Annotated in this window: 13 protein-coding genes; 4 read left to right on the top strand and 9 right to left on the bottom strand. The window is 41.0% G+C overall.

Annotated features, from left to right (window positions below):
• From QZ488_RS05670 to QZ488_RS05655, 4 genes are all read right to left on the bottom strand, one after another.
• Positions 1-911: sodium-dependent bicarbonate transport family permease (locus QZ488_RS05670; protein ID WP_293746833.1), on the bottom strand; the 911-nt coding region annotated here is incomplete at its 3' end.
• Between the two features lie 127 nt (positions 912-1038).
• On the bottom strand, positions 1039-1545 hold the full coding sequence (locus QZ488_RS05665) for a hypothetical protein (RefSeq protein ID WP_293746832.1): 507 nt from the start codon (positions 1543-1545) through the stop codon (positions 1039-1041).
• Between the two features lie 237 nt (positions 1546-1782).
• Complete coding sequence (locus QZ488_RS05660) at positions 1783-2364, bottom strand: hypothetical protein (protein ID WP_293746831.1); 582 nt, start codon at positions 2362-2364, stop codon at positions 1783-1785.
• Positions 2357-2854 carry a sigma-70 family RNA polymerase sigma factor gene (locus QZ488_RS05655; RefSeq protein ID WP_293746830.1) on the bottom strand — a complete coding sequence of 166 codons (498 nt, stop codon included), beginning with the start codon at positions 2852-2854 and terminating at the stop codon, positions 2357-2359. The genes QZ488_RS05660 and QZ488_RS05655 overlap by 8 nt, the downstream gene beginning before the upstream one ends.
• Positions 2855-3028: 174 nt before the next feature.
• On the opposite strand from QZ488_RS05655, the gene QZ488_RS05650 reads away from it, so the two are divergent.
• The gene (locus tag QZ488_RS05650; RefSeq protein WP_293746829.1) at positions 3029-3295 is read left to right on the top strand and encodes a hypothetical protein; all 267 of its coding nucleotides are present in this window, start codon (positions 3029-3031) and stop codon (positions 3293-3295) included.
• Here QZ488_RS05650 and QZ488_RS05645 read toward each other — a convergent pair whose 3' ends face one another.
• Positions 3296-4189 carry an EamA family transporter gene (locus QZ488_RS05645; protein ID WP_293746836.1) on the bottom strand — a complete coding sequence of 298 codons (894 nt, stop codon included), beginning with the start codon at positions 4187-4189 and terminating at the stop codon, positions 3296-3298.
• Positions 4190-4262: 73 nt separating this feature from the next.
• On the opposite strand from QZ488_RS05645, the gene QZ488_RS05640 reads away from it, so the two are divergent.
• Complete coding sequence (locus QZ488_RS05640) at positions 4263-5738, top strand: M20 family peptidase (protein WP_293746828.1); 1476 nt, start codon at positions 4263-4265, stop codon at positions 5736-5738.
• On the opposite strand, the gene QZ488_RS05635 is transcribed toward QZ488_RS05640, so the two are convergent.
• Positions 5735-6142: a GFA family protein gene (locus tag QZ488_RS05635; RefSeq protein WP_293746827.1), complete on the bottom strand. Its 408-nt coding sequence runs from the start codon at positions 6140-6142 to the stop codon at positions 5735-5737. The two genes, QZ488_RS05640 and QZ488_RS05635, sit on opposite strands and share 4 nt — an antisense overlap.
• Before the next feature lie 21 nt (positions 6143-6163).
• Positions 6164-6544 (bottom strand): DUF3224 domain-containing protein, encoded by a 381-nt coding sequence (locus QZ488_RS05630; protein WP_293746826.1) that lies wholly within the window; start codon positions 6542-6544, stop codon positions 6164-6166.
• 352 nt (positions 6545-6896) lie between these two features.
• Between QZ488_RS05630 and QZ488_RS05625 the strand changes: the two genes are divergently transcribed.
• Together QZ488_RS05625 and QZ488_RS05620 are read left to right on the top strand one after the other, a co-directional pair.
• Positions 6897-7715 (top strand): helix-turn-helix transcriptional regulator, encoded by an 819-nt coding sequence (locus tag QZ488_RS05625; protein WP_293746825.1) that lies wholly within the window; start codon positions 6897-6899, stop codon positions 7713-7715.
• A gap of 148 nt (positions 7716-7863) precedes the next feature.
• On the top strand, positions 7864-8499 hold the full coding sequence (locus QZ488_RS05620) for a TetR/AcrR family transcriptional regulator (RefSeq protein WP_293746824.1): 636 nt from the start codon (positions 7864-7866) through the stop codon (positions 8497-8499).
• Between the two features lie 67 nt (positions 8500-8566).
• Here the strand turns inward: QZ488_RS05620 and QZ488_RS05615 are convergent, their stop codons facing one another.
• Both QZ488_RS05615 and QZ488_RS05610 read right to left on the bottom strand, forming a co-directional pair.
• Positions 8567-10381, bottom strand: coding sequence for a carboxylesterase family protein (locus tag QZ488_RS05615; RefSeq protein WP_293746823.1), 1815 nt, complete (start codon positions 10379-10381; stop codon positions 8567-8569).
• Positions 10382-10546: 165 nt separating this feature from the next.
• Positions 10547-11554 (bottom strand): alpha/beta hydrolase, encoded by a 1008-nt coding sequence (locus QZ488_RS05610; RefSeq protein WP_293746822.1) that lies wholly within the window; start codon positions 11552-11554, stop codon positions 10547-10549.
• Positions 11555-11633: the final 79 nt, after the last annotated feature.

The following is an 11633-nucleotide window of genomic DNA, read 5'->3' as shown; positions in this document are numbered from 1 at the left end:
TAAAAACTGATACCGATTATCACGTTAAACGGAAATGTCAGCCCCAACGAAGCCAACATGGCTAAACCAATATCAGCTTCATTAATGCTACTTTTGATCGCTGCAGGTGCTGCAATGTATGAAGCACTGGCGAGTAGGCTGGCTAGAATAACCGTAGAGCCCACACTTAAGTCCAACACATAACCCGTTGCAATACCAAAACCAGCCAACAAGCTAGGTGCTAATAGAGCAAACACTAGCAAGCGCCAATGTTTAAAAGGAATAGGTTGCAATGTACCTGCCGCCACTAAGCCCATTTCTAATAAAAACAATGCAAGCACGGCTTTAAAGACACCAGTAAACATTTCGGTGACTTCACTACCGGTTTGATAACCATACATAAAACCAATGATCACACCGCCCAATAGTAAAATAACGCCTCTATTGGTAAATGACTCATGCCATAAATTACCCATGCTAGTAGAAGCAGTGCCAGTTTGATATCGGCGATACAACAACAATCCCACCACAATGGCAGGCAGTTCTAATAAGACTAAATATAAAGTAACTTGCGCGGATACCGCGAGTTGGTTGGTTTCAACATAAGCCAATGCCACAGCAAATGTACCTGCACTTACTGAACCGTAATGCGCTGCAATACTGGCGCTGTCAGCTAATGACAACTGTATCAGCTTCCTCAGTATCGGAAATAGTAATAGCGGAATAATGCCGCCCAAGGCACCAACCAACAAAAGTTCAGGTACTAAGTCCCAACTCAACTTTCCATGTAAAGCCATGCCACCCTTGAGGCCAATGGTTAACATCAACAACAAACTCATAGTGTCGTAGGTGGCTTTAGGGACTTTTAGATCAGAGCGAACTAAGCCAGCAATCAGGCCAAGCAGAAAAAACATGACAACAATGTCAGGCATAATAGTCTCTTAATCAGTTTGATTTATATATCAGTAGAGTAAAGGCATAACAAAAGGTTTCAACCACAAATTTACTAAGGTTTTGAGTTCACAGCCCAACTTGTAAGTTAAAAGAATCCAATATTTCTTATTCAATTCTCAGAGAAAAATTTATGACAACTCGCGTGTCCGTGTCAGTTTGTACGGTGCCGTAATGCGGAACATTTTTAAACAAAATAAGTTGATTCTGTTGGGACTCGATTTCTTTATCGCCAATCACCGTTTTTCCATTGCAGGTGTTAACATGAAAAACAGCAATACGAAATTTGTCTGATACCCCTGAATCGAGAGGAATATCCACATGAGTTGGGTGTTTTATTTCTTTGCCTTGATTGGTATACATCACAGCTCGAATGCGGCTCACACCAATAAATTTAACCTTCTGTTGTAATTGTAACAACATACCTCTTACAGGCTCAAAATAGGTTGGATTAACAATCTGGCCATCTTCCATAAACGTATGCCCAAACATAAAGTGTCGCTGCGTAGACACCACACGATCAGAATAATGCCAAGGTAAGATGTTGGTCATGAACAAGCGTTGCAGGTCAGAAAAATGTTGTTTTGGCAGGAAGTTTTGATAAACATCTGTCATGTTTTGATTTTAGCCAGAATGAAAAACATAACACAGCATAACAGCTTACTTTAGTCTCAAAAAGTCCGATTTTTTAAGGGACCAGAAAGATAACACTAGGGGCTGTTGATCTTTCATACGTCCTCGAGACTGATGTCATTTATTTGGATACCGAGGCGTTTGCTTTGAAGTTTAGTCATTCTAAACGAGAGGTAAACAACGAAGGTAGGCGAATAAATGGCCCAACCCGAAAGGCAATCAGACCTTGATACCCGCTAATAATTTAGTTAGTTCTGACAATTCTTTAATGAATCTTTTTTTGCGCCTAGAAGCCCAAACCCAGATACCAGGCATCACAACAGCGTGTATTCCTAGAGTAACAGTAAGTTTGCGAATAAACCTATCTTCTGGAAACACCTCAAAATAATACAAGCCAGCATAAAAAATCACCGTCAACAATGTAACAAACCACACCAAGTGCAAACTCAAATTAGCGATTTTAATATTACTTTCAATTTGTTTTAGTAGCCTTTGAATATGCTCGTCTGTTGAAGCATTAGACCAACCAAAAGAAAAACGCCGCAACCAAGTGATGTACGCGACAAAGACAACTGACACTAACATGACTACTAACATTAATGTCATGCTTAAACCATCCAACTTATCTGCGTTAAGCCATACAATTAAAAAACAAAAACATAAACTTAAAACATCCAATGCAACATAACACCATTGTTTAAGTCTGACTTTATGCCAATTTTTGCTCACTTGGGAAAGATCTGGCAACACGACTTCTTGCTGTAACCAAAGTTGCTTTAGCGGATCTTGATTATCAGCCATTTTGCATGCTCTCCATCAATACTTTTCTTGCTCTATTGAGCACTACACCCGCGTTTGAGCTACTAATACCGCAAGCGTCTGCTATTTCGTCATAACTCAAACCTTCCATCGACATGGTCACCACTTGCATAGTTTGTATGGGCATTTGTCGAATTTGGCCCAACATCATTTGAAATTTTTGCTGTTGGTCAATTTGCTCAACTGCAGATGGTTTATGACTTGGTTCAGGGGACTCCATTTCACAATAACTATCGTTGCGAGGTTGTTTAGCGTGATAAGCCACATGAGTAATAGCTTTATTGTGAGCCACTCGTAATACATAGGTTTTTATACTGCTGTCACCTTTAAATTTATCCAGAGCCTGCCACACCGCTAAGGTAATTTCCTGAAGCAACTCTTGGCGCTTATGAAAATTGGCTTCATAGGTCGCAGCCACACGGCCCAATAAGGCGGCATGCTCTCGTAAAACTTGGCTAAAATCCGTGCTCAAGTGGCTCAATGTTCCCTAAAAAAGGCAATTAAAATAATAGGTTCAATAACATAGTCTTTAACTTAATAAATTTATTACAAATATTCTGTAATAAATTTTGCTTAGCTAAGACTACTGAGTTAAAGGCAAATAACAAACAACACATTTATATAACCAATCACTCAGGAGAAACTTATGGATCCACTCAAATTTACCCTTATATTATCGATTATCGCTGTGATTTCTTTGGCTGTTTGTTGGTTGGATCACAAAAACAACTGGCAACTAGCAGACTGGTTAAATGGCCGTTGCAGTAACCCATTTAGCCAAACACAAAAAACCACACCAAGTCAGGATGAAAAAAATCTGCTAATTCAACAATTAACAGAAAGAGTGCAGATACTGGAAAAAATTGTCACTGAACCTAGTTATGAGCTGAACCAAAAGCTGAATCAACTTTGACTAAGCTTTTTTACCAAATGGAAGCGGTAGTTTGCCCATAGCTACCGCATTGCCAAACAATACTATTGCCACACCAATAAATGCCTCCAAGTGCCATTGATAACCTTCAAACATTGTCGACAAAATCAAGGCAATAATGGGATAAACTAACACTACATACGCGGCTTTATCTGAGCCCATTTGTTTGACTAGCTGCATATAGCCTCCAAAGGCCAAAACCGAACCAAATACCGACAAATAAAACATTGAATAATAATAATTAGGATTAGTGGGTAGGCTAAATTCCGCACCATTAAACATGGCTGCAGTGAAAATAAAAATAACGCCGTAACTCATAGCCCAAAAATTCATTTGAATGACAGGTGTGCCATGATCCAGAATACGCTCAGATACAACATTGCCCAAAGAAGCAAAAAAGAACGAGGCAAATGCCAAGCTAATACCCAATACCAGATATTGATTAGCACTGACTTTGGCAAACTCCGGCAAGAATATTAGACCAATGCCAAACATGCCCAAGGTCGCCCCTATCATGACTTCACTGCGAATAGGTTTTTTCAATAACACCCGACGCAACAACACATTGATATACACCATGCCTGAGCTCATCAACGCTACAATCGCACTAATAATATACTGCTGGCTTTGGTATAAAAGCGTGTAATCAAGAGTATATAAACACAAACCAACAGCAGCCATTTTGACATGAATATGCGTAGGTAAATGCAAAGATAACTTTTTGATTTTGCAGTAGGTAAATAGGATCGTCGCGGCAATTAAAAAACGATAAGCAACCGAAAGAGTAGGGTCGACTTCGCCAAACTGATAAGTAATGGCCAGCCAGGTTGATCCCCAAATAAGCACCACAACAGAAAACAGAACGGGGTTAGACAAGGCTTTATTAATCTCGGTGAAAGGATATACTGCTGACAAGTTTACCCAGTAAATAAGAATAAGTGACTACCTAATGAAAAAAATACTGTTGTCTGCCGCGTTCCTCATTGTTGTTTTAGTAGCTATTTTGTTTTATCGCGCCACTAGCGTTTTTGAAAATAACCAATACCAGGTCACAGAATCTCTTACACCGATTACATTAAATGAAAGCGCAGCCATAGAGAGGTTTAGTCAAGCACTACAAATTCCCACTATTTCTTATGACGATTCAAGCAAGCTAGATCACTCGGCATTTCAAGCCTTTCACCAACATTTGCAACAATCTTTTCCCTTAGTGTTCGAAAAAACAGAGCTAACAAAGTTCAATGATTACAGCATGGTTTTCCACTTAAAAGGCCAAAACCCACAACTCAAACCCGCACTTTTTATGGGGCATATGGACGTTGTACCGGTTGACGAACAAACCAAAGACCAATGGTTACAACCACCATTTGGTGGAAAAGTGGTAGACGGCATCATTTGGGGTAGAGGTGCAATTGACGACAAGGTCAGTGTGCTTGCACTGATGGAATCACTTGAATGGTACCTAAAACAAAATAACCAACCACAAAGAGATATCTATTTTGCCTTTGGTCACGATGAAGAAACAGGCGGTGAAGGGGCAATAGCCATAGCTGAGTATTTTGCTGAGAAAAAGACTCAATTCGAATTTATCTTAGACGAAGGCGGCGTGATCACCGACGGCATTATTCCCGGCACCACTCAACCTATAGGCCTAGTGGGTGTGGCTGAAAAAGGTTTCGTTAACTTTAGGTTAACTGTTAAAGGAGAGGGTGGACATTCATCACAACCACCAGCACATACTGCTGCGGGTATTTTAGCCAGTGCCATAGTCAATGTTGAAAACAACCCTTTTGATGCTCGAACTGAATTTTTTGATTTAATGTTCGATAACATTGGTTATTCAATGCCGTTATCACAGCGCTTACCTTTGGCTAATTTATGGTTATTTGAACCTGTGGTACTCAGTACCTTACTGAAAAGTCCTAGTTCAGCAGCAAGCGCTCGCACAACAACAGCGGTCACTATGTTACAAGGCAGCACTAAATCAAACGTACTGCCCACTATTGCCACAGCAGTAGTCAACTTTAGGATATTACCCGGCGATACGGTGGCGAGTATTCAAGCACACCTAGAGCGTGTAATTGACGACCCTAGAGTGACACTTGCTACCGAACTAGCCAACGAAGCATCGGCTGTATCACCTACCGATAACATTGGATTTAAGTTAATTGAAAGCTCAATAAGGCGCTTGGACGACAATGTACTCGTCACTCCCTATTTAGTTTTAGGGGCAACCGATTCAAGACATTTTCAAAGCCTGTCTAAGAATATTTATCGCTTTATGATGGTGTCACTGAATCCAGAGACATTAGAACAATTCCATGGTCTGAATGAGCAAATTTCGGTGCAAGATTACCTCAACGCCATCCAGTTTTATTATGCGATGTTAGAACAAACTGCCAGCGGTGAAGCTCAGACTAATTAGCTGGGAAAACCCTCACAGGTAGTCGCCAGTTTTCCATTGTCATACCAAGCAGCTCGTTCAGCCCAAAATATATTGTTATTGGGTTGAATGTTCGGCTCAGAATCTAAACTACCTGCAGGCACTAGTAAGGCTTTTCCGCTTTTAGTCACAAAAGGCAAACCTGAACCACATTCGCTGCAAAATACCACGGTAAAATCACGGTCTGGATAATTGAATTGTTTTTTATGTTGTTCGCCTGTTATCCACGTTATAGCGTCGGGGCGTGCAAATAAATTGGATGCATGGGCCGAACCGGTAATTTTTCGGCATTGCTGACAATGACAAAAATAGAAACGTTTAAAGTCATTCTCTACTTCAAACTTAACTACACCGCAAAGGCAACCACCGCTAATTTTTTCACTCATATATCCTCCTAATAATCATTACTAACTGACTTCAATAGTGTATTCAGCTTGCCCATTTTCACCTGAAGTAAAGTGTCCCTTTGAACCAATAAGCTTATCTGTAATGGTGCTTTGGATCACCTCAAATTGGCTGCTCGCCACCCCAGCAACAAAACGACCAATATGCCTTATTATTAAACTACCCGATGTTCCATTTACGCTTGCTTGTAGACTTTCAAATCCAACAAAATCAGCGCTGCCATCTGCTTGATAACTTAATAAATACTGCAATTCACTGGACCCAGTAACATGACCGGTATAGTCAAGTTTAACGTTCGCTAAACTACGTTTTCCTACTTTATATTCACTCTGAGTAGTTTCTTGCCAATCTTTTATCTGAAATTGCCCTGTTAAAGTGTGCATATTTATCCCCATGACGTTTGCTCAAAATACAATGGTCTGTTTATCTTTCATATGTCACCGAGATTTTTCTCAAAATGTGCTCAATCAAGGCCAAATCTGTGAAATTTGGCCATCCAAATAAACAGATTTTAACGCAGAGTGAGGGCGTTTTGAGGAAAACCCTTCGGGCTGGGCCATTTATTCGCCTACCTTCGTTGTTTACCTTTCGTTTAGAATGGCTAAACTTCAAGGCAAACGCCTAGGTATCCAAATAAATGACCTCAGTCTCGATGATATATGAAAGATCAACAGCCCATACCCTAATGCATGATCGACAGTCAATATTGAACAAACACGACATATTATTCGATTAATGCAAAGCAACGATAAAAAAATATCAGGTGTATTGCACCCAAATTCCAGTGCCCAACACTTTCAATTAAGGCGCTACCTACCAGAGTCAACTCTGGCGCCTTTAATTGAGCAATTTTGGCTGGTGGATTGGGATTTGCGCGGCCAACAGCCCCACAATCAACAAAACTTGCCTGACCCGAATATGCACTTGGTCATTAGCCAACAAGGTGCAAAAGTGCTGGGGCCGGTGAGTAAAAAGTATCACTATTGCATGCAGGGCCAAGGCAAAATTATCGGGGTGAAGTTCAATTTAGGGGTATTAGCCAAACGACTCCCTTGCCCAATAGATAAAGCTGTGGATACTGAATTTGAAGCCGCTGATATTTTGCTATTTGATCAGCAGAAGCTAGTAGAAAATACGCTCAATGCAGATTGTGATAAAGACGTAGTTACCCATTTAGATGAAACGTTACGAAAAATAGTTATGCCGCAGGACTCAGCACTTAGTAACGTGCAGGCACTTGCTGAACAGATGAAAAATAACAACGAAATTAAGCGCGTTGAAATGCTAGCAGACATTTCCCGTACATCTGTGCGAACGCTACAACGCTTATTTAAAACCTATGTTAGTTTACCACCCAAGTGGTTAATTAGAAAATATCGGCTAAGCCACGCTTTAGAAATGTTAGAGAATAGACAACTTTCATTAACGGAGCTGGCTGCTAACTTGGATTATGCTGATCAGTCACACCTAATTAGAGACTTTAATGGGTTTCTAGATATTACCCTAAGCAATATACGCAAACCAACCAAGCTCCAAAACCAAATTTATAGCTAGCCCAAAGTAATGATTTTGCTTTCGATTCATTTTTTGAGTAAGTGAACAGTATTAACCAGCCAATGTGTCTTAACAAAGCTTGCATTTATCACTATCATCCATACTATTAGCGCTCACCTTTCACCTCTAATGGGCCAGTTCTATTGCTATGACAGAATCCAAAAAAACACGCACCAGACTTTCACCTGAGGTTAGAAAAAATTTAATCCTTGATCACGCGGCCGAAATGGTTGCAATTGAAGGTGTCTCTGCGATAAGCATGGAACGACTGGGGCAGGAAGCTGGGATCAGTAAGTCGTTGGTATATGCTTATTATCCTAGTTTGAAGGAATTGCTGGCTACCTTACTCAAACGAGAATATAAAAGCTTAAGAATACGCCAATCAAAAGCAGCAGAAGGTGCTGAAACCATTGAGCAATTGGTCCGGCAAACGACCAAGGCTTATTTGAGTTATATTGACGAACGAGGCTTAATCTTAGATAGATTAGCGGCTGAGCCTAGTTTGTCTGAGCATGGCGATCCCACCGAATACAGCCGAGGAACAGCAGTTAAATATGTGGCTGAAATCGTGCATGATCATTTTGGAATCGATATGGGTATCGCATTAATCGCCATAGATATTTCTTTTGGTATGCCTGCAGCGGCTGGTCATTACCTTACCCGCCATGATGTCAGCCGGCAAACAATTGAAGACATAACCGTTGCTATGATGATTGGTAGCATTGAAGGGTTAAAACGCAACTACGATACGGCGCTAAAACCACTGCTTAAGAAACAAAAATAAATAGCTAACTTGAAGATTTTTTTCGTTTTAAACCGCTCATTAAAGCATTGCGTTAAGCAATCATTGTCTACGATTCGACGTCGGAACAGCCTTTTTCGCCTAAGAAATCATACTCTTTCTGCACAAAATCTTTTCCTCTAAATAACAATTTATATGCAGAACAAAACTCTTGTTGGTTGACAAAACTCGTATCTGTCAAAAATGCTTTCCTTAAATTATCCATATATAATTGTTCAGAAGACATACGAATACCACCATCTAAACTCGTGTCTAAAATCATCACTCGATTTTCATTACTGCTATTTTGCCAAGCTGACCATTCAATTTGTTTTCCGAAATAGCCTCTTCCAGGCGTCCCATGGTGGGCAAAAGCGGCCCAGTATGACATCATGGTTTGTGATAGCGCATTTCTTGCTTTATGATTTTCTGTCGGGTGGATAATACGGCTCATCGTTGTGACAAAATTTCCGAACACATAAGACACTTCGAGTCCATGCGCTGCCCCAAACAACTCTTTTAGATCGATAAAACCAAAATCACGTAAATCATCGGCATCAAAACGGTAGGCAAATACATTGTTGCCCTGGCCTTGGCGCATAACAGCAGCTAAACGATCTACCGCTTTAATCTTCCATTGGTTACTGCCGTAGTGACTGAATTTGTCATAGCGCTTGCTATCCTTAATGCCGATGGGCAATCCCATCAACATATCCACATGGTCGGGGTTAAAGCTTAAAAACAACTTCATTTCATCGCGATTGGTCCCTAACATCACTGGAACGGCATTGTAGTTAGCTGGATCTGAAAAAAGAGTCTCAGACGCTATAGCTTTGGGCAATACCACGCCGTCACCAATTAAATTTAGATTTCTGAAAACTTTGCCACCGGTTTCACTACGAAAAGCTTGATAAACCTCTGCTGTACTTTTACTACGTAAATATGTTGCAAGGGAAGTTGTAGTCATACTGTTTTGTATCGCTTTAGCGCTAGCGATATCGTTAGCCTTTCCCTCACTTATGAGGAGTTGAGTAATAAATTCCCGAGAACTATGTTGATGACCTCCTGCATCTTCGTAGTTTTCTGCCCTAGCAATGGTCTCAATATCCAAGCCGCCACTTTGGGCAATTGCACCGTGAAATAAGTTTTTTGCAAGAGGTGAAGCCATTAAAGCCATGACATTCCAGCCACCAGCAGATTCACCAAAAATAGTCACCTTATTAGCATCGCCCCCAAATTTTACAATATTTTGATGTACCCATTTTAAGCCTTCAATTTGGTCAAGAATGCCATAATTACTCGATGCGTCTTCAGGTAAGTCTGGGCTGGTTCGCAGTGCTGGGTGTGATAACCAACCAAAAACGCTTAAACGATAATTAATGCTAACAACGACAACATCAAATTTTGATGCTAACTGAGAACCATCATAGACAGGATTACTGCTGCTACCTCCATTGTTTGCACCACCATGAATCCAATACAATACGGGCAAGTTCTCCGCTTTTTCTGGAGCGTAAACGTTCAAGTACAAACAATCCTCGCTGCCGTTAAAATGGTTGTTGTCGATTGATGTTTTGAAGCTTTGACTCGCACAGTCAGGACCAATTTTCAAGACAGACTTTTGCCCTTCCCAATGGGCTACTGGGCGTGGTGCTTTCCAACGTAAGTCGCCAATGGGCGGTTCTGCATAAGGAATACCTTGCCAGACCGACACGTCGAGCTCGTTTTGATAACCAATTAAGTCTCCACTATTTATCGAAACGCGAGTTGCATCTGATGATACAGGTTCTGGCTTAGTGACAGGAGCCAAATAAACATACCCTAGTGCAGCAGTAACAATAAGAACAAGGAATAAGGAAATAGAGATGCGTACAAGGTATTTCATTGAAAACGTTCCATTAATAATGTTTCGCAAGAATAGACGATATCCCAGCTCTTAAAATGTACGAAAGTGCACAACAGACTGCCCTACTTATTTATTGGCAGTCACAATTAGTAGTTTCTTGAAGATACAACGGTGAAGCATTTAACGATGCTAACAAGTCAATGTTTAGGGCTTGAGAAACGCTTCCATTGCTTTGATAACATCCTGCGGTTTATCAAAAAACGGACTGTGCCCTGAGCCTGGGATCACAGTGATGCTTAAATCATCTACATACTTGGGGATTACGTCCAGCATAGCCGGCACAAAGGTGCGTTCATTTTCTGTCCATATCAGCAAACTAGGCACCGTAACTCTGGCCATTTTTGATGGCCAGTAAGACGAATCGTTTATATCGGCTACCGCAGGTACGTTGGCGCGATACCAGTTCACTGCACCGGTATGCGCACCCGGTTGATTCCAGGCGGCGAAAAATGCCTGCTTGAATTCGTCGTCTAGGTGTCCGTTTGCATAACCTCGGTCAAAGCCATAACGCCATAACATCTCTGGTCCATGCTCTGCAAATACCTTTTCAACTTTCGGGCTCTTGAGTCTTTCCATATAAGCGGAGGATTTTTTTTGCTCTTCATTGTTGACAATCATGTGCAGTAAAACATTGTAAGGGGGGGCGTTAATAACCACTACCTTGTCAATTAATTCGGGGTATTTTTGCGCCGTTGTCCATGCCAACGCTCCGCCCCAGTCATGACCCACCAGAGTAACTTTTTTATCTGCTGGAAAATGCTTAATCAGGGCTTTTACATCTTCTACTAGTAGTTCAATTTTGTAGTTTTCAGCCCCTTCTGGTTTTGCCGATAAGTTGTAACCTCGATTGTCTGGAGCAACTACATGATATGTATTTGAAAAATGAGACAGAAGTTTGTCCCAAGACGCGCCAAAAAAGGGATATCCGTGCAAAAAGACGATTAAATCACCTTCACCTTTTTGTACATAGTGAAACTTCAGACCATTAAGCGTGGCATATTTGGAGTCATAGCCTAATGTCATAGTTTCAGTTGTCGATGCGGTCTCAGCTAGCGGTGCGGCCGCGAAGGCAAGGTTGGAGATCAGCACAAACGGTGCAATCAACAAGTAGCAAGCAATGCTTACTAATTTGGAATATCGCTTATCTAACATAAAAGAATTCTCGCAGTTGTGGCCCCTATCGGGCCGATAAATTCTAACAGTGGTGACTACATGTCAATTTTGAATCGTG

Source organism: uncultured Paraglaciecola sp. (assembly GCF_913020055.1).
In the GTDB taxonomy this organism is placed as follows: domain Bacteria; phylum Pseudomonadota; class Gammaproteobacteria; order Enterobacterales; family Alteromonadaceae; genus Paraglaciecola.
Note: the sequence above shows the minus strand (reverse complement) of the source record. Positions and strands in the feature narration are given on the sequence as shown.

Bases quoted from the DNA above. Each gene is read 5' to 3' on its own strand.
- QZ488_RS05640 (WP_293746828.1), top strand. From the start codon at position 4,263: ATGAAAAAAATACTGTTGTCTGCCGCGTTCCTCATTGTTGTTTTAGTA.
- QZ488_RS05665 (WP_293746832.1), bottom strand. From the start codon at position 1,545: ATGACAGATGTTTATCAAAACTTCCTGCCAAAACAACATTTTTCTGAC.
- QZ488_RS05620 (WP_293746824.1), top strand. From the start codon at position 7,864: ATGACAGAATCCAAAAAAACACGCACCAGACTTTCACCTGAGGTTAGA.
- QZ488_RS05610 (WP_293746822.1), bottom strand. From the start codon at position 11,554: ATGTTAGATAAGCGATATTCCAAATTAGTAAGCATTGCTTGCTACTTG.
- QZ488_RS05635 (WP_293746827.1), bottom strand. From the start codon at position 6,142: ATGAGTGAAAAAATTAGCGGTGGTTGCCTTTGCGGTGTAGTTAAGTTT.
- QZ488_RS05660 (WP_293746831.1), bottom strand. From the start codon at position 2,364: ATGGCTGATAATCAAGATCCGCTAAAGCAACTTTGGTTACAGCAAGAA.
- QZ488_RS05625 (WP_293746825.1), top strand. From the start codon at position 6,897: ATGCAAAGCAACGATAAAAAAATATCAGGTGTATTGCACCCAAATTCC.
- QZ488_RS05650 (WP_293746829.1), top strand. From the start codon at position 3,029: ATGGATCCACTCAAATTTACCCTTATATTATCGATTATCGCTGTGATT.
- QZ488_RS05630 (WP_293746826.1), bottom strand. From the start codon at position 6,544: ATGCACACTTTAACAGGGCAATTTCAGATAAAAGATTGGCAAGAAACT.
- QZ488_RS05615 (WP_293746823.1), bottom strand. From the start codon at position 10,381: ATGAAATACCTTGTACGCATCTCTATTTCCTTATTCCTTGTTCTTATT.